Raw genomic sequence first — 26,618 nt, 5'->3', positions numbered from 1 at the left:
CGGGACCGTCGAACCCGGCGCTCGCTCTTTGTCCCGAGAGTCACCTCGTCTCGGGTGCCTCGAGGAAGCCGCGGCGCACGAGAGACGCGAGGTAGGTCGAGATCAAGGTGGTGTCCACCTGCGGGCAGGACGTCCCTGTTCCTCTCAAGGCCTGCCGCGTGTGGTCACAACCGCAGACCACCATCCGTGGCCCTCCGACACTCCGGTCCTCGGGCGGGACCTGCTGAAGGAACATGAGCAGATCTCCCAGCTCGTTGTCGGACGCGGCCGCCGAGGCGAGCCCGGCGAGCCATTGGTCATAGGGGAGGACACGCAACCCGTAGCCAAAGGCCCGCATGAGGTTCCACATCTCGTCGGCGCGCACGAGGTGCGGATTCACGAGGTGATAGGTCTGACCGATCGACTCCGGCCGCAGGGAGAGCTCGACGATGGCGCTGCTGACGTAATCGACAGGCGTCAGGTCGAGCAAGGCATCGACGCTTGGAGCCATCCCCATCCGGACGCACCCCTTGAGGGTACGGCACACCAGATCGTCCGTGTTCCAGGCACCCGTCTGACTGTCGCCGGTGACCCTCCCCGGCCGGAGGATGGTGACCGGGAGCCCACGCCGAGAGGCCTCCCTCACGAGCTTCTCGGCAACCCACTTGCTCTGTGCATAGCCTCCCACCAGGCTCGCGGGCCCATCCAGAGGCTCATCCTCCCGGATCGGATCCTTGCGTCCCAGGGGCAACACCGAGACCGTCGAGACGTAGTGCAGCGGCTTGATGCGGGTCCGCGTCGCGAGCCGGAGGATCTCCCGCGTGCCGAGCACGTTGGCCGCCCGGAGTGACTCGTAGGGATAGATGAAATTGACGAGCGCACCATTGTGGTAGACCGCGTCAATCTCTTCCGAGAGCCGCTGGAACTCCGTCTCCGAGAGCCCCAGCAGGGGCTGGCTGATATCCCCTCGGACGGGGACGATGCGGGACGCCAGGGCCTCGCTCCACAGCGAATAGCTCTCCAGGTTCTTGCGAATCCGGTGCATCCCCTCCTGCTCCGTCGCGGCGCGCACCAGGCAGTAGATGCGTGCCTCCGTCTTGCGGCAGAGCTGCTCCAGAAGGAAGGCACCCAGGAAACCAGTGGCGCCCGTCAGAAGGAGGGTGCGCGCGGCCCCCACGACCGGCGGCGGCACCCCGCGCGGATCGATCCCTGCCTCGAGCACGGCATCCGCCTCCAGCTCCGCCAGCACATCGTGGACTGGCAGCGAGCCCGTCCTCGCGGCCTCGATGACCCGCGCCATCTCCTCCAGGGTCGGCGCCCGCAGCAGGGCGCGCAGTGGGATGTCCGCGCCGGACGCCGAGCGTGCGAGGACGAGCACCCGGTAGAGCAGGAGCGAGTGACCACCGAGCTCGAAGAAGTTGTCGTGGACGCCGACCCGCTCCACACCCAGGACCTGGCGCCAGATGGCGGCCAGCGCCTCTTCTCCGGGGGTCCGCGGTGCGACGTGCTCTTTCGCCGACCCCGAGCGCATGCGATCCGGCACCGGAAGCGCGGCGCGATCCACCTTGCCATTCGGAGTGAGTGGCATGGCGTCGAGGTTCACGAACGAAAAGGGGACCATGTACTCGGGCAGCCTGGACTTCAGGTAGTCACGCAGCTCTCCCGGAGCGGGCGCCTTCTCGCCACGCGAGACCACGTAGGCGACGAGCTGCTTGTCCTCCCCCACCTCCCCCCGCACCACCACCACGGCCTCGCGGACCCCTGGGTGCTCCATCAGCACCGCGCCGATCTCCCCGAGCTCGATGCGGAAGCCACGCAGCTTCACCTGATGATCCATCCGGCCCAGGTACTCGAGCTGCCCGTCCGGGAGCCACCGTGCCAGGTCACCCGTCCTGTACATGCGGGCCTCGGTGCCCCCACCAAAAGGAGAGTGGACGAACCGCTCCGCCGTGAGCTCCGGCCGGCCCAGGTATCCGCGCGCGACTCCGCTGCCTCCGATGTAGACCTCGCCCGGCACGCCGATGGGCATGGGCTCCCTGTCCGGATCCAACACGTACACCTGGGTGTTCCCGATGGGGCGCCCGATGGTCGGCGTCTGCCCGCGGTCCACACGAGTAAACGTCGAGTAGGTCGTGGTCTCGCTCGGACCATAGAGGTTGAACACCTCTCGCACATGGTCGAGCTGATGGATCTGATCGACCAGCGCACCCGCGAGTGCTTCACCCGCCAGGTTGACGATGGACACCGAGGGGGGCACGGCACGCGCTCGCAGGAGCGCGCCCATGGCCGATGGCACGGTGTTGATGAGCGTCACTTCCCGGGCCGCGGGCAGCTCTGGCAACTCCAGGGCGTTCTTCGCGACGATCACCTTCCCGCCACAGCAGAGGGGCGTGAAGATCTCGAAGACCGACAGGTCGAAGCAGATCGATGTCGAGGCCAGTGTCCCCGCCAGCTGACTCGGAGAGAAGACGCGCATGGCCCACACCAGGAAGGCCACGGCGTTGCGGTGCTCGATCATCACGCCCTTGGGCTTGCCGGTGGAGCCCGAGGTGTAGATGAGATAGGCGAGCGCTTCCGGTGCCGTGGTGCGCTCGGGGTTCCCGTCCGGCTCCGCACCGATGGTTGGCCAGTCCGTGTCCAGGCACACCACGCGCGCCTGGGTGGAGGGGAGCTCCGGGACGAGGCGCTGCTGCGTGAGCAGCACCGGCACCTGGGCATCCTCGAGGATCAGCGCCAGCCGCTCCTTCGGGTATGCGGGATCCAACGGGACATAGGCGCCCCCCGCCTTGAGGATGGCCAGCAGCCCGATGACGACGTCTTCCGTGCGCTCGACGCAGAGGCCGACGCGCACCTCGGACCGTACGCCGAGCCGCCGCAGATGATGGGCGAGCTGATTCGCCCGGCGATTGAGCTCGGCATAGGTGAGGGTCCTCTGCCCGCTCACCACGGCCACGGCCTGGGGAGTCCGCTCCACCTGCGCCTGCACGAGCTCGTGCATGCACACCGCCGGGACCTCGAGCTCCGGACCGTTCCACTCGACGAGGAGCTTCCCTCGCTCTTCCGCCGTCAACAGCGGCAGCTTCGATAGCGGAGCCTCGGGGTGGGCCACGATGGACTCGAGCAGCACCTGGAAGTGCCCCACCATCCGCGCCGCCGTCGAGGCGTCGAAGACCTCCTTCGAGTACTCGAGGATGCCGGTCAGGCCCTTCTCCCCCGAGGCCATGATCAGCGAGAGCTCGAACTTGGCCGTCCCCTCCACGCTGCCATCCGGCGCTCCATTCAGGAACGACCAGCTCGTCCCCGGCAGATCGAGGGCCGGCGCTGGAATGTTCTCCAGGGTGAAGCAAGCACGCACCAGCGGGTTGAGCCCACCATCGCGCGGCGCGCCGACCGACTGCACCACCTCGCTGAACGGCAGTGTCTGGTGGTCCAGCGCCTCGAGCACGGTCCTCCGGGTACGCGCCAGCCATTGCGCGAAGGTCGGCCCGCCCGACAGATCACACCGGAGCACCAGGGTGTTGGCGACGAAGCCGATGAGATCCGGCGGCACGCTCCCCCGGTTGGCGATCACCGTCCCCACACCGAAGTCGGGCTGTCCGGAGTACCGGTGCAGGAGCGCCGAGAACGCGGCGAAGAGCACCATGAACAGGCTGCACCCTTCCCGGCTGGCGAGCTCCCGCAGGGCCTCGCTGAGCGCTGGCGGCAAGGAGAAGGGAACGGTGGCACCGCGATGGCTCGTGGAGGTGGAGGCCACATGATCCACGGGGAGCTGGAGCGGAGGCAGACCCTTGAGCTTCTCCTTCCAATACGTGCGCTCACGGGCACCCGACTCTCCGGCCATCCACGCACGCTCGCGCAAGGCCGCGTCGGCGAACTGCATCGACACGGGCGGCAACGCGGCCGTCTGCCTCCTGACGAAGGCGGCGTACAGCGCCGACAACTCCCGGACGAAGACGCCGAGTGACCAGCCATCCGTGATGATGTGGTGCTTCGTCACGAAGAGGGCGAAGTCGTCGGCCCCCAGTGCCACGAGCGTGACACGCAGGAGTGGGCCCTTGGCCAGCTCGAAGGGCCGCCGGGCCAGCTCGTCCGAGAGCCGCTGGAGCTCCTCCTCGCGCTCCCGCTCCGTGAGCCCCGGCAACTCCACGAGCGTCAGCTCCACACCGGTTTCGGGGGACGCGATGACCTGCCGGGGACTCCCCTCCACCTCGGGGAACCGCGTCCGGAGCACCTCGTGCCGCCGGACGATCTCGTCCAGGCTCCGGCGCAGCGCCTGGGGGTCGAGCGCGCCGCGCACGCGGATGCCCAGATGGACATTGTACTGCGACGTACCGGGCGAGAGACGATCGAGGAACCAGAGCCGCTCCTGCCCGCTGGACAGAGGGAGGACCTCTGGCCTCGCGAGGGTCCGTCCCGCCTCGCCGCCAGCCTCCTCCCGAGAGGAGTGCTTGCGCAGGAACGCCAGGATGTCTCCCTTGTGCGCCGACAGCTCCGCGCGCAGCTCCGGGGTGAGGACGGCCTTGCCCGCCTCGACCACGAGCTTGTCTCCATCGGCCCGCAGGCGCACCCCCTTGGCCGCGAGGGTGCCCAACAAATCCCGTACACTCATAGGACAAAGACCTCTGTGTCATCCGCGGCGGCGGTCTCATCCGCCACCGGTTCGGCACCCGCACCCGCCCTCGCGAGCGTTTCGGCCAGGGTGCGATCCATGACTTCACCCAGGAGATGCTCGCAGAGCGCGGCCAGCGTCGGGTGCTTCCAGATCAACGAGACCGGCAACGACAGCCCCAACCCCGACTCCAGGCGGTTGCGCAGCTCGAGCCCCATCAGGGAGTCGAGGCCAAAGCCCTGGAGCGGCACCTGCGGATCGATGCGCGCGGAGTCCAGGCGGAGGACCCGGGCGAGCTGCTCCCGGACGAACTGCTCCAGTGCCACCCGCGCCTCCTCCTGGGTCGCCGTCCGCAGTGTCTCGAGCAGGGCCACGTCCCTCGCTCCACCAGACCCCGCGCCCGCGCCGGCCGGGACCAGCTCCGACAGCCAGGGGGAGGAGCGTGCGCGGGGATAGAACTCCACCCACTTGTGGAGCTCGAGCGGCATGACCGCCATCTGGGTCACATCGCCATCGAGCAGCCGCCCGAGGAGCGCGTTCCCCTGCGCGGGCGTCAGGCTGTCCGAGCCCCGCTGGGCGAGACGCGCTCCCCGGTTGGCCTGAGCCGCGGCCAGACCGACCTCCGAGAAGGGTCCCCAGTTGATGCTCAGTCCGGGCAGTCCGAGCGCCCGGCGATGGTGGGCGAGCGCATCGAGGAAGGCATTGGCGGCCACGTAGTTGCCCTGCCCCGGTGCTCCGAACAGGGAGGCCGCCGACGAGTACAGCACGAAGAAGTCGAGCGGCATTTCCCGCGTCAGGACATGCAGGTTCCAGCCGCCGAGGACCTTGGGGGCCATCACGCGGCGGAACCGCTCCACCGTCTGCTGCATCAGGACACCATCGTCCAGCACGCCAGCGGCGTGGAGGATGCCCCGCAGGGGAGGCCCGCCTCGCGCGATCTCCGAGAGCACCTGGGCGAGCTGTGTCCGGTCGGACACGTCGGCCCGGGCCACCCGGACGCGCGCCCCGGTGGCCTCGAGCGCCGCCACCGACGCCTGCTGCTCCGGGGTCAGGGCTGTATCGCGCCCGACGAGCACGAGGTGGCCCGCGCCCTGCTCCGCCATCCACTTCGCCACCGAGAGACCGAGCCCACCGAGTCCTCCGGTGATGAGGTACGTCCCATCGGCGCGAAGCCGGCGAGCCTCAGCCGCGGGCACCACGACGCGCGCCTTCGGATCGTTCAGGGTGAGGGTGATCGCATCCTTCGGCAACGTGAGGCCCCTCGACTCGCGCGCGTCCCGCACTTCCTGCCAGAGGCGGGCGAACCGTCCGGGCCCGCGGCGGGCGAGCGCCAGCACGTCGACCACGCACCAGGCGACGTTCGCACCACCGGCATGGGCCGACACTCCCGGCGCACGCAGATCGAGGACACGAGCCCCCTCGCCCAGCACGGACAGGCTCCGCTCGAGCCCGGCCGCGCCCGGCGCGACGACGACCAGCTCCACCCCACGTCCCCCGGTCATGTCCACGAGCCGGGTGACGAACGAGTCATCGCCCGGATCCACGATCCGCTCGACCCCGAGCTCCCGCAGGGATGCGCGCTGCTCGTCCGTCGTGGCGGTGGCGATGACCTCCGCCCCCACCCAGCTGGCCAGCTTGACCGCGGCACGCCCAGGCCCACTCCCGGCCCCGAGGATCAGCACGCGGCCTCCCCTCTCGAGCCGTCCCAGGTGGAACAGCGCGTACCAGACAGGCAGGACGGCCGCCGTGAGCACTGCGGCTTCCCCGGACGGGGACGACGGTGGACGTGCGGCGGTGCACGCGACGGGAACACTCACGTGCGAGCCCAGGCCCGACGTCACCAGGGCGATCCGCTCATCTCCCACCGCGACGTTCTCCACGCCTTCGCCGAGGGCCACGACCCGACCACTGCACCCGATGAGGCTCCCCTCCCCGTCCCACCGCTCCGGCCCGGCGCTCTCGCCGGGACGCCCCAGGGCCGCCACCTCGACCTCGAGCTCGATCTCCCCCGGCCCGGGCGGACGCCGCGCTCCGGCTCTGAGCTCCAGGTGCCCTCGTGCATCGTGCTCCACGCGGAAGGGCCGCCCTCCCGCCGGGACCACGGCCTCGCTGGGCGCCCTGCCAGGAGCGCCCCGCACGATGCGAGCGACGTGGCGTCCATCCGCGCGAAGGGAGAGCTCCTCCTCCGCGTCGGCCACGAGCAGCTCGCGCACCAGCGCCGCTCCCGCGTCACCGGGACCCATCGCGGCGGAGACGTCCACGCGCGTGCACTTCAGCTCGGGGTGCTCGTGCGCGAGTGTGCGGCCCAGGCCCCAGAGCGCGGCCTGCACCACGCCGGAGGCCGACCCGCTGGCGGAGCCATGGTGCACACCGCGCGTGACGAGCCACAGCCTGGGCGGACTCGACAGGCCCGCCCGGGAGAGCGCCTGGACGAGGTGCAGCACGCCGCCGCACGCCTTCATCGGATCCACCATCGGATCCACCTCGCGCGACTCCATCCCGGCGAGCTGGATCACCCCACGGGGAACCACGCCCCCGCCGAACGCCTCCGCCAGCACGCCGTCGATCGCGTGGGGTGACGCATCCACGACGCGGAAGACGTCTCCGCCGCGCGATCGCAGCAGGGACTCGACGGCGCCAGCGAGCTCGCTGCCGTCAGTGACGAGCAACCAGCGCCCGCTCGCCTTGGGAGCCTCGGCGAGGGCCGGCTGGACTCCGGGCTGATGCCGCCACTCGAGCGCGAAGAAGAGATCCTTCCCCGCGTGCTCCGCGGCCGGTGCCTCCAACCGCTGGATGCGCAGCCCGAGCGCCTCCACCAGCAGCCGGCCGGACGCGTCACACAGCACGAGGTCGAACTCGTACACACCCCTCCGCGCGCCCTCCCCCGGCCGCAGCCGCACGTGGCAGAAGACCTCCGTCCCTGGCTGCTCGTGAAGCCGCAGGCTGGCGAGCGCCACGGGCACGGCGGGGCCGGAGTCAGGCGTGAGATCCTCCTGGGGAACGGCCGCGGCCACCAACTGGAAGCACGCATCCAGCAGCGCGGGATGGATTCGATACGCCGAGGCCCCCGCCGCGAGCGGCTCCGGCAGGCGCACGTGCCCGAGCGCCTCCGCGCGGCCACGCCACACCTGCTGCACTCCCTGGAACGCGGGTCCGTAGGCCACCCCACGGTTTGCCAGCTCCTCGTAGTGCGCGGCCTGGGCGATCACCTCGGGGCAACGCTCCCGGATCGTGTCGAGCGGCTCGGGAGCCCGCGCCGGCTGTCCTCCCGGAAGGGGACGGATCCGCCCCATGACGTGCGCCATCCAGCCCGCCGGAGTGCCCACCTCCGTGCTCGCCTTCTGGCTCGAGAGCTGGAACGAGAGGGCTCCCCCGCCCTCGTCGCTCAGCGCCATCTGGACCACGCGCGCCTGCCCCTCCGGCAGCAGCAGCCCTTCCTTGAAGGAGGTGTCGACGAGCTCGTGCGCCGTCTCTCCGGACACCTCACGCGCCGCCGAGAGCGCCATCTCCAGATAGGCCGCGCCCGGCACCACCACCGCTCCACTCACGCGGTGATCCGCCAGGTACGACGGCTCCGTCGCGCTCAGCGCGGATTCCCAGAAGCGGGTCTCCTCGTGCACGGAGGTCGTGAACGAGGACCCCAGGAGCGGATGGCCTCCGGACCTCCCGCGCATGACCCGGACCCGCCCGGAGGGCTCCAGATCCAACCAATGCCGCTCGCGCTGCCACGGATACGTGGGGAGCGCGACCCGGCGCCGCTTGTTCGGATGCAGCCGGAGCCAGTCCACGCGGTCCACCCGGGTCGACAGCGCGCCCAGGGACGAGAGCAGGCAATGCCACTCCTCCTGCTCCCGGAGCAGGCTTGGAACCACGAGCCCCCGCCCGGACGTGTCCCCCTCCCGCAACATCGCATCCACGAAGGGCACGAGGATGGGATGGGGGCTCAGCTCGATGAACAGGACGTTTCCATCCTGGATGAGGCGCTGGACCGCATCGGCGAACAGCACGGGCTGGCGGAGGTTGCGCACCCAGTACGAGGCACCCAGCTCGCGGCCATCGATGGGTGCCCCCGTCACCGTGGAATAGAGCGGCACCGAGCTCCCGGTGGGGCGGATGGCCGCCATCCGCTCCAGCAACTCCTGCCGCAGCGGATCCATCTGCGGGCTGTGCGAGGCCACGTCCACCTTCACCCAACGGCAGAACACCTCACGCTTCTGAAGACGCTCCAGCACCTCCTTCAGCGCGGCCGGGTCTCCCGAGAGCACCGTCGACTTCGGGCTGTTGCTGACCGCGATGGCGATCCGATCCTCCGCTCCCCGGAGCTCCGCCTCCGCCTGCTCCCGGGTGAGCTCCACGACGGCCATGGCCCCCTGGCCACTGACGCGTCTGAGCAGCTTGCTGCGCTCGCAGATGATGCGCGCCGCGTCCTCCAGTGAGAGCGCCCCCGCGACGTGCGCCGCGGCGACCTCTCCCATGCTGTGCCCCACCACGGCGTGAGGCTCCAGACCGAACGAGCGCCACACCGCCGCGAGTGCCACCTGCAAGGCGAACAGCGTCGGCTGGATGACGTCGATGTCATTCCAGCGGGGCTGTTGCTCGGGGACCGTCAGGAGCTCGCGCAGGGACCAGTCCGCATGAGGGCGCATCGCCTCATGGCAACGGTCGATGGCCTCCCGGAACGTGGCGTCCTCCGCGTACAGCCTCCGTCCCATTCCGAGCCACTGCGAGCCCTGCCCCGGAAAAACGAAGACGATCTTCTGCGCCAACCCCGCGCCCCGGCGCCCCGAGGACAGGCCGTCATGGCTCTCCCCGGCGGCGAAGGCCTGGAGCTGCTCGATGAGCTCCTGCCTGGACCTCGCCGCGAGGGCGAGCCGGTGGTCGTGATGCGTGCGGCAGAGCGTCGAGGTGTAGCCGATGTCGGCGAGCGACCCCGTCTCCTCGCTCTTCAGGAACGAGCTCCACGTCTCCGCCAGGGTGGACAGCGCCCGCGGCGTCTTCGCGGACAGGACGACGAGCTGCGGCCTCCCGTCCTCGGCCGGTGCGGCGGTGCTGGTGGGGGCGGGAGCCTCCTCCACCACCACATGCGCGTTGATCCCACTCAGCCCGAAGGAGCTCACTCCTGCGATGCGCCGCCCCTCGTGGGCCGGCCAGGGGACGCGCTCGACGGGGACTCGCGCCGGAATGCGCTCCCACTCCACATGCGGGTTGGGGGTGTGGAAGTGCAGATGCGGGGGGATCTCCTTGTGCTGCAACGAGAGGATCGTCTTGATGACCCCGGCGATACCCGCGGCCGGCTCGAGGTGGCCGATGTTCGTCTTCACCGACCCGATGTAGAAGGGCCTGTCCGCCGGGCGCCCCTTGCCGAGCACGGCGCCGAGCGCCCGGAGCTCGATCGGATCCCCGAGTGGCGTGCCGGTACCATGGGCCTCGATGTAACCCACGAGGGCCGGGGCGATGCGCGCGTTGTCGAGCGCCCGCTGGATGACCGCCTGTTGCGCCGGCCCGTTGGGGACGGTCAGTCCTCCGCTGGCACCGTCATGGTTGACGGCGGAGCCGCGGATCAACGCGAGGATCGAATCGCCATCGCGCTGCGCATCCGAGAGCCGCTTGAGCACGAGGACGCCACAGCCCTCACCGCGCACGTATCCATCCGCGGAGGCATCGAACGTCTTGCACCGGCAATCGCTCGCGAGCGCCTGCATGCTGCACAGGCAGATCGTCGTCTCCGGAGAGAGGATCAGGTTGACCCCGCCCACCAGCGCCAGGTTGGACTCACCCGCCCGGAGGCTCTCGCTGGCCAGGTGGATGGCGACCAGTGAGGACGAGCAGGCGGTGTCGACCGGCATGCACGGCCCCTGCAACCCGAGCACGTAGGAGAGGCGGCCCGGAACGAAGCTGTACCCGTTGCCCGTCGCCGTGTACCCGTCGAGGAGGGTCGGGTCGTTCTCCTTCAGCAGGCGCGCCATGTAGTCGCTGGACATCACGCCCATGAAGACGCCCGTCTTGCTGCCCACGAGCCGCTCGGGCGTCAGGCCCGCGTTCTCCAGCGCCTCCCACGCGACCTCGAGGACGAGCCGCTGCTGCGGATCCAGGCTCGCCGCCTCCCGGGGAGAGATGCCGAAGAACCCGGCATCGAAGCGCTCCACGTCGTCGAGGAAGCCACCCTTGATTCCGTACATCTTGCCGGGGACACCCCGGCGGGAATCGTAATGGCCGGGCACGTCCCAGCGGGACTCGGGCACCTCGCGCATCGCATCCACGCCGTCGCGCAGCAGCTTCCAGTACGACGGACCATCGTTGGCGCCGCCCGGGAAACGGCACCCCATCCCGATGACGGCGATCGGCTCGGTGCGGGCACGCTCCACCGCCTCGAGACGTGTCTGCAACTTCTCCACGAGCAACGCGGCGCGCTGCAGCGCGGAGGGCTCGGCTGGCTTTTCCTGCTTGCTCATGATCCTTCTTCCATCAGGGCCGAGAGCTTCGCCTCCAGGGAGGCGGCGAGCTCTTCCTGCGACAGTTCCATGATGCGCTCGAGGAGCGCCGAGTCCTGGGCCTCCCCTTGCGCGCTTCCATCCGTCTGCGTCTCCAGGCCGAGGACCTCGTCGTGCAGGTAGCTCGCGAGCGCCTCGGCCGTCGGGTAGTCGAAGACCAGGGTCGACGGCAGCGACGCCCCCACGGTGTTCTGCAGGCGGTTGCGGAGCTCGAGCGCCATCAGCGAGTCCATGCCCACCTCGAACAACCGCTGCCGGGGTTCCAGCGGGGACGACGCATCCAGGCCGAGCACCCGCACCGCCTCGCCCTGCACGTGCTCCAGCAGCAGCGACAGGCGCTGGCGTGGCTCCGCCTTCTCGAGCCGGCGCCGGAGCTCGGAAGACGCGTGCTCGCCCTCGGGCCCGGCCACCACCCGGCCGTAGAGCTCCGCGAGCAGGGTCGGCGCCGCGCCCCGCGGGAACTGCTCGAGGTAGCGCGACCAGTGGACCCGCATGAGGGTGACTTGCGGCTGCCCGTGGCCGAGCACCCGGCCGAATGCCCGCAGCGCCACGTCCGGCGTGAAGGCCTCGATGCCCTGCGCCTGGAAGCGGGACGCGAGCTGCGCGGCCATGCCGACCTCTGCCCAGGGGCCCCAGTTGATGCTCAACGCCGGCAGCCCCAGGGTGTGCCGGTGATGCGCCAGCGCGTCCAGGAAGGCATTGGCCGCCGCGTAGCTGCCCTGCCCCTGCGAGCCGAGCAGTGTCGCCGCCGACGAGAACAGCACGAAGAAGTCGAGCTCCTCGCCCCGGGTCAACTCATGCAGGTGCCACGCGCCGTCCACCTTGGGTGCGAGCACCCGGGCGAAGCGCTCCCAGTCCTGCTGCAGGAGGACGCCGTCGTCCAGGACACCCGCCGCATGGACCACGCCGCGCAAGGGGGCCAGCTTCCCCGCTTCCCCGAGCGTCCGGCGGACGTCTTCCCGCTTCGACACATCCGCCTGGAGGACGAGGATCCTCGCTCCGGCGGCCTCCAGGGCGCGGAGGGACTCCTGAGCCTCCGGTCTGGGCCCGCCGCGCCCGATGAGCACGAGGTTGCGCGCGCCCTGATCCACCATCCACCGCGCGAGCGAGAGGCCCAGCCCACCGAGTCCACCCGTGATCAGGTAGCTCGCGTCCGGCAGCAACCGTGGCGCATCCCGCTGCTCGTCACGCGCCGCGCGCATCCTCGCGACGTGGCGCTGGCCCTCGCGGATCACCACCTGCCGCTCGCCATCCGAGGCGCTGAGCTCACGCCAGATCGCCAGTGCATCCTGCTCGGAGGCAGCGGGATCGAGGTCGATGAGCGCACCACACCGGTCGGGATGCTCCTGCGAGAAGACGACGCCCAGACCCCAGAGCGGGACCTGCTCCAGCGCGAGCGGCCTCGAGCCGGACGAGAGGGCGCGGGCTCCGCGGGTCACCAGCCAGAGGCGAGCGGCGGAGGAAGAGCCCACCAGTGCCTTGACCAGATGCAGCGCGCTGCCACAACCCAACAGGTGCGCCGCGTGCAGCGACTCCACATCCTCTCCGCGTGGCCCGCGCAGCCCCCAGAGGTGGACGACGCCACCGAGCGATTCGCCCGGTGGCACCGCCTCCTCGAGCAGCCGCGCGTAGTCCTCGGCGCGCCGGGCGTCGAGGGTGAAGCGATCCGCGTCGTGGCGGACGAACGCCTCTCCCGGGTGGACCAGCACGGGGCGGCAACCACTCCACCGGAGCCGTTCCGCGAGTGCCTCCGCGGTGCCCTCCGTGTCCGCGAACACGATCCAGCGGCCGAGCCCGGGCACTCCGTCGGGCAGGGGCTGACGCTTCCAACCGAGCTCGTGGAGCGTATCGCGCTGGCCATGGCGCAGCACCGCCATCAGCGCCTCGCGCGGGGCGCGCTTGTGCTTCAGGCCCTCGATCTCGATGAGCACCCGCCCCTCGGCGTCGACCACGTACACGTCGCCGGTGATCACCTCACCCACGGTGTCCTCGGCGTCCCGCCGCACGGCGTACGCCCACACGGGGCCGCTCGGCCGCTCGTGGAAGCGGAAGCGCTCCACCGAGATCGGCACGTAGACGGTGCTCAACTGCGCGTCGTCGCGGATGAGATCCGTGCCCATCGCCTGTAGGAAGGAGTCGACGAGGCCCGGGTGGATGTACAGCCCCCGGTCATCCCGCTCCGACAGCGGGCGCATCTGGCAGAGCGCCTCGCGCCCGCCACTCCAGATGCGCTCGATCCACCGGAACGCGTGGCCGAGGTGGAACCCGATGTCCCAGTTCCGCTCGTAGATGCCGGAATCCACGTGGCGCGAGCAGCGCGCCTCGATCTCCTGCCGCGACAGGGGCGCCGGACGCGCGGGCCCCTCTCCGCCCACCTGCAGCGAGCCCGTGCCATTCAGCAGCCAGCCCTCGGTCTCCTCGTCGGCGGACGCGGAGAGGCTGTAGAGCTCGAAGTCGTACCGGCCCTGTCCCTTGGGCGCGAGGACGAGCTGGACGAGCTGCTCCTCATCGTCCGCGAGCACGATGGGCTGCGAGAAGAGGCACTTCTCGATGGTGTACGGCCCCACGCCGAGCGATTGGGCGGCGGTCGCGAGGATGCGCGCGATGTGGCACGAGCCGGGCACGACGATCGTCCCGTAGAGCCGGTGCTCATCGAGGAAGGGCAACGACTGCGCGCTGTAGCGGCCCTCGAAGACGATCGCCTTGTTCAAGGGCGAGCGCACACGCTGTCCGACGAGCGCCTGTGCGCTCGTGACGGGCGAGGCCGGGCGGGACGCCTTGGGCGTCTCCAGCCAGTGCCGCTGGTGCTGCCACGGATAGGTCGGAAGCGCGACGCGCGACCGGGGGCTTTCACCATCCACCGCGGCCCAATCCACCGCCACGCCCTGGGTGTAGAGCGCCCCCAGGCTGGAGAGGATCTGCGGCTGCTCGGGAAGACCCTTGCGCAGCGAGGGCAGCCAGGTGCCCGCGTCATCCCCGAGCCCCTTGAGCGCCATGCCGGTGAGCGTCGGGTGCGGACCGACCTCCACGAACACGGTGCCGCCGAGCGCCCGGAGCGCCTTCAGCCCGTCGTGGAAGCGCACCGCCTCGCGCACGTGGCGGCGGAAGTACGCGGCGTCGAGCACGGCGCCGTCCTCGAGAATCCGGCCCGTGACATTGGAGGCCAGGTGGATGCGAGGCGCGCGGAAGGAGATCTTCCCGGCCGCGCGCTCGAAGGCATCCAGCATGGGCTCCATGAGCGGCGAGTGGAACGCGTGCGACACGGTGAGCCGCCGGGTCTTGATGCCCCTGGCCTGCAACGAGGCGGCGATGGTCTCCACCGCCTCGCGCTCGCCGGAGAGCACGGTGTCCGCCGGCCCGTTGACCGCCGCGATCGAGACCCGATCCGCGTACGGAGCCAGTGCCTCCGCGGCCTGCTCCTCGCTCGCGGAGACGGCCATCATCTCGCCATCGCGCGGCAGCGCCTGCATGAGCCGCGCGCGCTCGGTGATGAGCCCGAGGGCCTCCTCGAGCTCCATCACCCCCGCCACGCAGGCGGCGACGTACTCGCCGACGCTGTGTCCCAGCACGGCCCAGGGCTCGACCCCCCAGGAGCGCCACAGCTCCGCCAGGGCGTACTCCAGCGCGAAGAGGGCCGGCTGCGTGTACTCGGTCTCGTCGATCCGCGAGCCCGCCCCGTGCATCACCGACAGGAGGGACTCACCCCACCTGCCCCCGAGCAGCGCGTTGCACCGATCCAGGGCCGCCCGGAAGACGGGCTCGGTCTCGTACAGCTCCCGGCCCATGCCCGCGTACTGCGCGCCCTGGCCCGTGAACACGAAGACGACCTTGGGGGCCTCGCCCTCGGCGCGGTCCTGGACCAGCCGGGGGACCTCCTCCCCGCGTGCGAACGCCAGCAGCCGCTCCCGGGCCTGCTCCGTCGACCCCGCGACGAGCGCGAGCCGGTGCGGGAACGAGGTGCGCTGCGTGTTCGCCGCGTGGCACACATCCGCGAGCGCCAGCGCCGGGTTCGCGGCGAGGTGCTCACCGACCCGCGTCGCGAGCTGCGTGAGCGCGCCCTTCGTCTTCGCCGAGAGCGCGAGCACGCGCGGGCGGCTCTCGGGCTGGGCCGCCGCGACAGGCTCGGGCCGGGGCGCCTCCTCCACGATGACGTGCGCGTTGGTGCCGCTCAGGCCGAAGGCGCTGATGCCGGCGATCCGCGGGCGCGAGCGCTCGGGCCACGGAGTGGGCCGCGTCGGGATGTCCAGCGGGAAGCCGTCCAGCTCGATGTGCGGGTTGAGGCGCTCGAGGTGCAGGTGCGGCGGAACCACCCCGTGCCGCTGGGAGAGGACGACCTTGATGAGACCGGCGATGCCCGCCGCCGCCTCCAGGTGGCCGATGCTGGTCTTCACCGAGCCGATGAGCAGCCGCTGCTCGGGCGTGCGTCCCTCACCGAGCACCCTGGCCAGCGCCCGGACCTCGATGGGATCGCCGAGCGACGTGCCCGTTCCGTGCGCCTCGATGTAGTCCACGTCCGCGGGCTTGACGCCGGCGCTGGCCAGGGCGGCGCGGACGACCTGCTGCTGGGCCTCGCCGTTGGGAACCGTGAGCGCGCTGCTCGGACCATCGTGGTTGACGGCCGAGCCGCGGATGACGGCGAGGATGTCATCTCCATCCCGCTTCGCATCGGACAGGCGCTTGAGGACCACGATGCCGCAACCCTCGCTGCGCACGTAGCCGTCCGCGGAGGCATCGAAGGTCTTGCACCGTCCATCCCGGGACAGGGCCCGGAGCTGCGCGAGGTAGATGGTCGAGTGCGGAGCCAGCGTCAGGTTGACGCCACCGGCGAGCGCCAGGTTGCTCTCGCCGGAGCGCAGGCTCTGGCAGGCCAGGTGCACGGCCACCAGCGACGAGGAGCATGCGGTGTTCAAGCTCATCGTCGGACCCTGGAGCCGGAGCACATAGGCCAGGCGGCCGGCGGCGAAGCTCGAGTCGTTGCCCGTGGCGATATAGGCGTCACCCGGGGCCGAGGCACTCCCCACCCCGTGGAGCATCGCGTACTCGTTGCTGCCGATTCCGATGAACACGCCGGTGCGGGTGTTGGCCACGCGCGCCGGGGCGATCCCCGCGTGCTCCAGCGACTCCCAGGCCACCTCCAGCAGCAGACGCTGCTGCGGGTCCATGTTCGCCGCCTCGCGAGGGGCGATCCCGAAGAACTGGGCGTCGAACTGATCGACTCCATCCAGGAAGCCACCCCACCGGGTGTAGGTCTTCCCCGGAACGCCCGGCTGTGGGTCGTAGTAGTCGTCGAGCTTCCAGCGCGAAGCGGGCACCTCCCGGATGGCGTCCACGCCGCCCTCCAGCAGCCGCCAGAAGGACTCGGGACCCGAGGCCTGTGGCACCCGGCAGCCAATGCCGATGATCGCGATCGGCTCGTTCGAGCTGCTCGTGGCGCGCGCGGCCTCCTCCTTCACCTCCACGTCCAGCCGGAGCACGTCCTGCAGGATGTGGGAAGCGAGTGCCAGCACGGAGGGACGATCGAAGGCGATCGTGGACGCGAGCTGGACACCGAGCCGGGCCGCCAGCCGCCGCCGCAGCTCCAGGGCGGTGATCGAGTCCATGCCCGTCTCGAAGAAGCCCTGCTCCAGCTTGACCGAGGCGCTCGACGGGAAGCCAAGCACCCGGGCCACCTCCTCACGGACCCAGGAGATCACCAGCTCCTTGCGGCGCGCGGGCGAGGCGTTGCGCAACTGCGCCAGCTCCTCGCTTCCGGCGGCCTGCTCCACCGGGCGCGGCTCGGAAGCCGAAGGCGCCGGAGCCTGGCCGAGTGCCTCCAGCAGGGGCCTGCGCGACCGCGACTCGTAGACGGACTTGAAGAGGCTCCAGTCGACCGGCGCGACGCTGCGCTGGGTCACGTCCATGGCGAGCAGTGCCTCGAGCACCTGGAGCCCGCCCTCCACGGTGACACCCCGGAGGCCCATGCGCTCGAACCAGCGCAACCCCTCCTCGGCGACCATGCCCTCGGCGGCCCAGGGCCCCCAGTTGATGCTCAGCGCATGCTGCCCCCGCGCGCGGCGGTAGTGGGCGAGCGCGTCGAGGAACTGGTTGCCCGCGGCGTAGTGCGCCATCCGGGCCGAGCCCCACACGGCCGAGCCAGACGAGAAGTAGACGGTGAAGTCCAGCTCCAGCTCGCGCGTGAGCTGGTGGAGCACCCAACCCCCGAGCACCTTCGGACGCAGGATGGAGGCGAGCGCCGTCTCGTCCATCGTCTCGAGCGGCACGAGCGTGGAGACGCCAGCGGCGTGGATGATGCCCTTCAGCGGAGCCGGGCCTCGATGGATCGACTCGAGGACCTCCGCCATACGAGCCGGGTCACCCACGTCCGCGCTGAGGGCGAGCACGGTGGCCCCCTGGGCCTCCATCGCCTCGATCGCGGCGAGCTGCCGGCCGACATCCCCCTCGCGGGGAAGCTCCGGCCACGTGGCGCGATCGGGCAGGCTCCGCCGGCCCAGCAGCACCAGGTGCCGCGCGCCCTTGGAGACCATCCACCTGGCCACATGCAGCCCCAGCCCACCCAGACCACCGGTGATGAGGTACGTCGCGTCGGCGCGCAGCGTGACGGGCGCGAGCGCGGGCGCCGGAGGCGCGGAGACGAGACGCGCGATGTACCGGGCCCCACCGCGGAAGGCGACCTGATCCTCCCCATCGGAGCCGGACAGCTCGCGCCACAGCGCCTCCACCTCACCCGCCGGAGCGCTCGGATCCAGATCCACCAGCCCGCCCCAGGCCGCCGGGTGCTCGAGGGCGATGACCCGCCCCAGGCCCCACATGGGCGCGTGCAGGGGTGAAGCGCATGCGACTCCGCCCACCGGCTGGCTGCCACGAGTGCACAGCCACAGCCGGGCACCGTTCGCGGAGCCACCCCTCACCAGGGCCTGCATGAGGCGCACCGCTGAGTGGACTCCCAGTTGCTGCGCGGACTCGACCTCCGCGAGCGAGGGCTCCGAGGAGGACGGAGCGTCCGCACCCCACAGGTGCACGACGGCTCGAACCGGACCGACCTCCTGGAGCAGGCGCTCGAAGTGCTCGGGGCGTCGCGGATCGATCGACCGCACCCGCTGGCCCTGCACCGACTCCTCATCCCCGGGGATGATCAACCAGCACGGCTCGCCCCGCTGCTCGAGCAGCGCGGCCAGCGCGGCGCCAGTGCCTTCGCGATGGCCGAGGATGAGCCACGCCCCGGCCTCCTGCCGCGCACGCGGAGCAACCGCCCCGCGCTCACGCGCCTGCCACGTGAGGTCGTAGACCCAATCGTCCGGCCGGGTGGTGCCCGAAGCCTGAGCACCACTGCTCGCGGCGATCGAAGCGGGGGCCTTCGGCACGGAGTCGCCGAGGTCGATCCAGTACCGGGAGCGCTGCCACGGATACAGAGGCAGCGAGACCAGGCTCCCTCCCGAGGGGAAGAGCCGGGCCCAGTCCACGGAGAAGCCCTTCACGTGGAGCCCACCCAGGGCGCCGAGCATCACCGTGTGGCCATCCCGCCCCTTGCGCAGGGAGGGCACCGCGGCGCCCCCCAGCTCGCGGCGCGCGAGTGCCTGGGAGACGTACCGGCTGAGCGCCGGCTGCGGCCCGAGCTCCACGAAGAGCCGGTGGCCCTCGTCGAGCAGGGTGTCCACGGCGTCGGAGAAACGCACCGCCTCACGGATGTTGCTCGCCCAATAGGCCGCGTCGAGCGCCTGGCCATCGATGGCCCGGCCGCTGACGGTCGAGATCATGGTGATGGAGCCAGGCCGCGTCTCGAGACGTCCCAACACCTCGACCAGCTCGGGCTGGAGCGGTGCCATCTGCTGACTGTGGAACGCGTAGTTGACGCCAAGGTCCCGCGTGGAGATGCCACGCGCGCGCAGGGCTTCGAGCACCTCACCGAGAGCCGCCGGCTCGCCGGAGAGGACCACGGAGCGGGCATCATTGATGGCCCCGATGGACAGCCGATCCGCGTAACGCTCGAGCTCGTGCCGGGCCTCCTCGGGCGAGAGCTCGACCGCGGCCATGCGGCCCTTTCCAGTGGCCCGCTGCATCAGGCGGCTCCGATGCGCCACCAGGCGCGCCGCCTCGGGCAGACTCAGCGCCCCGGAGATGTGCGCGGCGGCGATCTCGCCCACGCTGTGACCCACGACGGCGGCCGGGACGACACCGAGCGCGCGCCAGGCCGCCGCGAGCGCGACCTGGATCGCGAAGATGGCGGGCTGCGCCACCTCCGTCTCGTCCAGCCTCGACGCGGGGCCTTCCGCCTCGAGCGCCTCGATGATCGAGAACCCGGTGTGCTGGGCGAGGAGCATGTCGCACTCGCGCAGCGCGGCGGCGAAGGGCTCGCTCCGCGCGAGCAGATCCCGCCCCATGCCCTGCCACTGCGAGCCCTGGCCACCGAAGACGAAGACCACCTTGTCCCGCCGGCCCTCGGCGACACCCGTGGAGAGGTACGGCGGCGCCGAGCCCTCGAGGAAGGCCTGGAGCTGCTCGCCCCATTCCCGCTTGGAGCGTCCGGCCACGGCGAGACGGTGCTCGTGGTGATTGCGCCGGAGCGAGGCGGTGTAGGCGATGTCCTCGAACGCGAGGCTCTCGTTCCCCGGTCCGGCCAGGAGCGCATGGTACGAGCGCGCGAGTGCCCGCAGCGCGCCCTCGCTCCGCGCGGACAGGGCGAGGAGTTGGGCCGCGGTCTCGGCGGCCGGCTGCGCACGCGACGGCGTGGGCGGCTCCTCGAGGATGATGTGCGCGTTGGTCCCGCTGATGCCGAAGGAGCTCACGGCCGCGTACCGGCGCCGCTGGGAGGCGGGCCACGGCTGAAGCCGCGTCGGGATGACGAACGGCGTGTCCTCGAGCGAGATGCGGGGGTTGAGCGCCTGGAAGTGCAGGTGCTTCGGGATGGCCTCGTGCCGCAGGGCGAGGAGGACCTTGATGAGGCCCGCCATGCCGGCCGCGGCCTCCAGGTGCCCGATGTTCGTCTTGGCGGAGCCGAGGAAGCAGGGGGAGCCGTCCTCGCGCCGGACGCCATAGGTCTCCCGCAGGGCCTCGACCTCGATCGGATCCCCGAGCGGCGTGCCGGTGCCGTGGGCTTCGACGTAGCCGATGTCGCGGGGCGACAGACGGGCCGCCGCCAGGGCCTCGCGGATCAGCGCCTGCTGGGACAGCACGTTGGGGGCCGTCAGTCCGGTGGAGCCACCGTCCTGGTTCACGGCCGAGGCGCGGATCACCCCGAGGATGTTGTCCCCCTGGGCCAGCGCATCGGAGAGCCGCTTGAGCACGACGACGCCGCAGCCCTCGCCGCGGACGAAGCCATTGGCCCTCGAATCGAAGGTCCGGCAGCGCCCGTCCGGAGACAGCGCCAGGAGCTTGGAGAGCCAGGAGCTCGGACGCGGAGAGAGGAGCAGGTTGACGCCACCCACGAGCGCCGCGTCGCACTCGCGGTTGCGCAGGCTCTGGCTGGCCAGGTGCAACGCCACGAGCGAGGACGAGCAGGCCGTGTCCACGGACATGGCCGGGCCGCGCAGATCCAGCAGGTACGAGAGCCGCCCGGCGATCACGCTGTTGGAGCAGCCGATGACCGAGTAGACGTCTCCCTCGACGCCACGCTCCGCCTGCAGCATGGCGTAGTCGTAGCCGCACACGCCGACGAAGACGCCCGTCCGGGTGCCCGCCAGACGCGACCTCGGCAGGCCGGCATCATCGAGCGCCTCCCAGGCGACCTCGAGCAGCAGGCGCTGCTGCGGATCCATGGCCACGGCCTCGCGAGGGGCGATCCCGAAGAACTCCGGATCGAAGCCATCCACGCGATCGAGGAAGCCGCCCCAGCGCGTGCCCTTGTGCTCCGCGGCGTCCGTGCTGCTCCGCCAGCGATCGGCGGGGACCTCGCGGACGGCATCCACCCCTTCGGACAGCAGCCGCCAGTACGCCTCCGGCTCGTTGGCGCCACCCGGGAAGCGGCAGCCGATGCCGACGATGGCGAGGGGCTCGAGTCCCTCGGCTGCCGAGTCCCGCGCCTTCGTCACCTTTGGCGAGGACCGGGTCTCGCTCTTCGCCGGGCGGGCCACGGAGCGCGCCTCGGCCTCGAGCAGGGGCTCCAGCTTGCCGAACAGGTGCGTCGTCAGCGCCTCCACCGTGGGGTAGGCGTAGATGAGCGTCGCGGACAACGTGAGCTTCAGCCCCGACTCGATGCGGTTGCGCAGCTCCAGGCCCGTCAGGCTGTCCATCCCCTGCTCGCCGAAGGGCAGATCGGGCTCGATGCGATCCGGCTCCATGCGGAGGATGCGTCCGAGCTGCTCGCGCAGGTAGGCCTCCAGGAGCCCGCGCCGCTGATCCGGCTCCGCCGCCGCGAGCAGCTCGCGCGCACTGCCCTTGGGCGAGGGGGTGCCCCCCACCCGCTCCTGCATCAGCACGGAGAGGAAGGGCGCCTGTGCCGCGCTCAGATAGAACTCGCGCCACTGCCGCAGGTCGAGCGGCACCACGACCGCCTGCGCGACCTCCCGCACCAGGAGACGGCCGAGCGCCTCGAGTGCCTGCGCTGGCGGCATGTTGCCCACGCCCCGGAGGGCCAGGCGCTCACCGCGATTCGTCGCCGCGGCGGCGAGCCCCACGTCGGCCCACGGTCCCCAGTTGACGCTCAACGCGGGGAGTCCCGCCGCGCGCCGGTGATGCGCGAGCGCGTCCATGAAGGCGTTGGCCGCCGCGTAGTTGCCCTGGCCCGGCGAGCCCAGCACCGACGCCGCCGAGGAGAACATCACGAAGAAGTCGAGCGGGCGGCCCTGCGTCCGCACATGCAGGTTCCACGCGCCCTGGACCTTCGGCGCCAGCACCGTGCGCAGCCGCGGCTCATCCAGTTGCGTCAGCACGCCATCGGCGATGACGCCGGCCGCGTGGACGATGCCGCGCAGCGGTCGAGGCTCCGCGTCGATCGACTCGAGCAGGCGCACCACGTCGGCGTCGCTCGTGACGTCCGCACGGTGGACGCGCACCCCGGCACCGCTCGCCCGGAGCTCCTCCAACACCCGCTCCGCCTCCGCGGAGGGAACGCCACGCCCGGTGAGCACCAGGTGCCGGGCGCCCCTCTGGACGAGCCACTTCGCCACCTCCAGCCCCAGCCCACCCAGGCCGCCGGTGATGAGGTAGGTATCATCCGCCGTGAGCTCGAGAGGCTTCGACGCCTCCCGCCCGGACGTCCCACGTCCCAGCCGCGCGACATGGCGCGCCGCCCCACGCAGGGCGATCCGATCTTCCGCTCCGTCGGCCAGGAGCTCCTCGGAGAGGGAGGCGAGCTCCTCGGGTGAGGGCAGCGCGCTCAAGTCCACGTGCGCGCAGCGCAGCTCGGGGTGCTCATGGGTGATCACCGCCGCGAGGCCCACGAGGGGCGCGGCGGCCGGGGAGCCGGGCCGCTCGCCCTGGGCGAGCACCTGGACACCCGACGTCACCAACCACAGCCGCGGCGCATCGCGCCATCCGCGCTGCGCCCACGCCTGCAGCAGGTACACCACGCTGGTGCAGCTCAGGGACAACGCGTGTTCGAGCGACTCGGGCTCCTTCGCGTCGGACGCATCGAGCCCGTAGAGGTGCACCATGCCCCTGCACGGCGACTGCTCGCTGAAAGCCTCCCGGAGGAGCGTCTGGAAGTCCTCGAGCCTGGCGGGATTGATGCGGTAGCGATCCTCCCCGAGCCGCTCGTAGGAGGACCCCGCCTCCACCACGACACAGCCCCCGGAGCGCTCCGCGAGCGCGGCGGTCAGCGACTGGCCGATGCCCCGCGCATCCGCGAAGACGAGCCAACGGCCCTCCCTCCGCGAACTCCCCTCCTCGGTCCGAGCCGAGCGCTGCTGCGGCTGCCACTGGACGGAGTAGATCCAACGGCCCACCTCGTCGGCCGGCGCGCTGGCGGCGCTGATCTTCTTGCACACCAGCCGCCGCACCTCGGCCACCACCCCACCCTGCTCGTCCAGGAGCGTGACATCACACTCGACCACGCTCGAGCCCGCGGAGGCGCCATCGACGATCCGGACATGGCTCCAGAGCCCGGCCTCCGGACGCGCCAGGACCCGCAGCCGCGAGAGCGCCACGGGCACGTAGACGCCCCCCTCGCCATCGAGTCCCTCGAGCGCCGCCGCCAGGACCTGGAAGCAGCCGTCGAGCAGCGCCGGGTGCAGGTCGTAGCGCTCCACCTCCGCCGTCAGCTCGTCGTCGAGCCGCACGCGGCCGAGCGCCTCTCCCTTCACCCGATACAGCTCCCGCACCACGCGGAAGCTCGGGCCGTACTCCAGACCGATCTCCCGGAGGGTCTGGTAGTGCGCCTCGACAGAGGCCTGCTCGCCGCAGCGCGCGCGGAGCTCCTCGAGCCCGGCCGGAGCCGCGTCCTCCACGACGGACGCATCACCGTGCCGCAGGGTGCCCTCGGCATGGAGCGTCCAGGTCAACCCGGAGGACGTTCCCTCGCGCACGACCGGTGCGCTGAAGAGCCGGAACGCGCTCGCTCCCGGGCGCTCCGTCGAGAGCCACAGCTGAAGGACCCGCTCCTCGTCCTCGGGGAACGACAGGAGCGCGCTGAAGCTCACATCCTCGAGGAAGGCCGGGCCCCCGAGCGCCTGCCTCGCCGCGCTCAGCGCCATGTCGACCATGGCCGCCGCGGGCAGCGCGGGCACACCCTGGACGCGGTGCTCCGCGAGCAGGGGGACGTGCTTCGGCCCCAGTTGCACCTGCCAGAGGCGCGCGACATCCCCCTGCGCGGACAGGTCGATGCGCTCGCCGACGAGCGGATGTCCGGAGGTGGTCCGCAGCGAGCGCGCACCCCGGGAGGCGGGCTCCAGCCAGAAGCGCTCACGCTGCCAGGGATACGTGGGCAGCGGCACGAGCTGGCCCTTGCCCGGATACACCCGGTTCCACGCGACGCGGTGGCCCGAGGCATAGAGGGCGCCGAGCGAGGCAAGCATCGTGTGCCGCTCTTCCTCTCCACGCCGGAGGGACGCGAGCACCGTCCCCTCCCTGCTCACCGCGTTCATCGTCTGCTCGACGGCAGGGAGCAGGACGGGGTGAGGGCTCACCTCGACGAAGGTGTCGTACTCACCCGCGAGGAGCCGCTGCGCCGCCGCCGCGAAGCGCACCGGGAGGCGGAGGTTGTTCCCCCAGTGGGCGGCGTCCAGCTTCGCCCCATCGAGGAACTCCCCCGTCACGGTGGAGCAGAGGGGAATCTCCGCCGGGCGGGGCTTGATGCGCGCGATCCGTCCTTCCAGCTCCCGGCTGATCACCTCCACCAGCGGGGTGTGTGACGGCACATCCATCTTCACCCAGCGGCAGAACACACCGCGCTGCTCGAGCGCCGCGACCGCCTCCTTGACCGCCTCCGGCTCTCCCGACAACACCTGCGAGCGGGGAGCATTCAAGCCGCCGAGCCAGATCCTTCCGCTCCAGGGACGGATGGCATCCTCGGCCTCCTCCACCGAGAGCTCGACCATGGCCATCGTGGCACCCCGTCCCCCCAGGGTGCGCATGAGCTTGCTGCGATGGCAGATGATGAAGGCGGCGTCCTCGAGGCTCAGCGCCCCGGCCACGTGCGCCGCGACCACCTCGCCCATGCTGTGTCCCATCACGGCATCGGGCTCGATTCCCCACGAGCGCCACAGGGCCGTGAGGGCCACCTCGACCGCGAAGAGCACCGGCTGGTTGATGTCGATCTCGCCCAGACGCGAGCGCGACTCCTCCACGGCGATCTCGTCGAGCACGCTCCAGCCCAGATGGGGCCGCAACACCTGGTCCACCTTGACGAGCGCGTCGCGGAACACCGGCTCGCTCTCCATCAGCGCCCGGCCCATCCCGGCCCGCTGCGCGCCCTGCCCCGGGTAGACGAAGACGATCTTCCGGCGCACGCCGAACGCCTTGCGGCCCGCCCAGGCGTCACCCGGCAGCTCTCCTCGCGCGAACGCCCGCAGCCGCTCCGCGGTGCGCTCGCGAGAGTCCGCCAGCACCGCGAGGCGGTGGGGATGGTGCGTGCGATGAGCGGACGCGGTGTAGCAGACGTCGGAGAGGCTCGCGCCCCCGTCACGGCCCAGGCGCTCCGCGTAGCGTTCCGCGAGGGCCTGGAGCGCTTCGCGGCTGCGCGCGGACAGGGGCAGCAGCTCCGGGCGCAGCGGCAGCGAGGGCCTCACCGCGGGCTGGGGTGCCTCCTCGAGGATGACATGGGCGTTGGTGCCACTGATTCCGAACGAGCTGACACCCGCGCGGCGCGGCTGCCCGGAGGCCTGCCAGGGCGTGAGCCGGGTGGGGATGGTGAGCGCACTGCCCTCGAGCTGGATGCGAGGGTTGAGCTGCTTGAGGTGCAGGTGCGGCGGGATGTGCTGGTGGCGCATCGCGAGGACGACCTTCATGAGCCCCGCCACGCCCGCGGCGGCCTCCAGGTGTCCCACGTTGGTCTTCACCGAGCCGATGCCGCACACCCCACCGTCCGGGCGCGGGACGCCGTAGGTCTCGCGCAGCGCCTCCGCTTCGATCGGATCGCCGAGCGAGGTGCCGGTGCCGTGCGCCTCCACGTAGCTCACCTGCTCCGCCTTCAGCCCGGCGTTCTCCAGGGCCTGACGGATGAGCGCCTGCTGCGAGAGCACGTTGGGAGCGGTCAGCCCCGTCGACTTGCCGTCCTGGTTGATCGCCGAGCCGCGGATCGTCGCCAGGATGTGATCACCGTCCGCGAGCGCATCGGAGAGCCGCTTGAGGATGACGACGCCACACCCTTCGCCGCGGGTGAAGCCATTGGCGGAGGCATCGAAGGCCTTGCTGCGGCCATCGGGCGACAGGGCCTGCAGCTTGGACACGAGCAGCACGGACTGCGGCGAGAGGATCAGGTTCACGCCGCCAGCGAGCGCCATGTTGCACTCGCGGGCCCTCAGGCTCTGGCAGGCCAGGTGGAGCGCGACGAGCGAGGACGAGCAGGCCGTGTCCACCACCAGGCTCGGCCCCTGCAGGTTGAAGAGATAGGACAGCCGGCCGGAGAGGACGCTCGTGGCGATGCCCGTGGCGCTGAACGCGTCTCCCGTCTCCGGACGATCCACCTGCATGCAGTGGTAGTCGTCATTGCAGGCACCGATGAAGACGCCGCCGCGGCTGCCCGAGAGCTTGTCCACGTCCAGGCCGGCATCCTCGAGCGCCTCCCACGCCACCTCGAGCAGCAGGCGCTGCTGGGGATCCATCCGCACCGCCTCGCGGGGGGAGATCCCGAAGAAGCCCGGGTCGAAGGCATCCACCGCGTCCAGGTAACCCCCCCATCGCATGGCCCCATCACCGATGCCGGCGGCCTCCTCCTGCGGCCAGCGATCGAGCGGGATCTCCCGCACGGCATCGACACCGTCGTGGAGCAACCGCCAGAAGGCCTCCACGTTCTCCGCCTGGGGGAAGCGGCACGCCATTCCCACGATGGCGATGGGCTCCTTCGCGGCTCCCTCCACGGCGTTCAGCCGGGCCTGCATCTTCTCCAACGCCACCAGCATGCGCTTGGCGGGAGACAGCTCGCTGGACTCGTCGTTGCGGTTTGCCAT

At 71.2% G+C, this 26,618-nt stretch carries 3 protein-coding genes; all 3 read right to left on the bottom strand.

The window, feature by feature from the left end; genetic code table 11:
- Nucleotides 1–40: 40 nt before the first annotated feature.
- Genes NR810_RS39600 through NR810_RS39590 form a run of 3 tightly spaced genes read right to left on the bottom strand, consistent with a single transcriptional unit; the run spans nt 41 to nt 26,618 of the window.
- The gene (locus NR810_RS39600) at nt 41–4,588 is read right to left on the bottom strand and encodes a non-ribosomal peptide synthetase (protein ID WP_257460231.1); all 4,548 of its coding nucleotides are present in this window, start codon (nt 4,586–4,588) and stop codon (nt 41–43) included.
- Nucleotides 4,585–11,040 carry a type I polyketide synthase gene (locus NR810_RS39595; protein ID WP_257460230.1) on the bottom strand — a complete coding sequence of 2,152 codons (6,456 nt, stop codon included), beginning with the start codon at nt 11,038–11,040 and terminating at the stop codon, nt 4,585–4,587. The genes NR810_RS39600 and NR810_RS39595 overlap by 4 nt, the downstream gene beginning before the upstream one ends.
- Nucleotides 11,037–26,618, bottom strand: a complete 15,582-nt coding sequence (locus tag NR810_RS39590) for a type I polyketide synthase (protein WP_257460229.1) — start codon at nt 26,616–26,618, stop codon at nt 11,037–11,039. The genes NR810_RS39595 and NR810_RS39590 overlap by 4 nt, the downstream gene beginning before the upstream one ends.

Source organism: Archangium lipolyticum (genome assembly GCF_024623785.1).
GTDB classification, from domain to species: Bacteria; Myxococcota; Myxococcia; order Myxococcales; family Myxococcaceae; genus Archangium; species Archangium lipolyticum.
The sequence above is the reverse complement of the archived record's forward strand: the minus strand, read 5'-3'. Positions and strand labels throughout refer to the sequence as shown.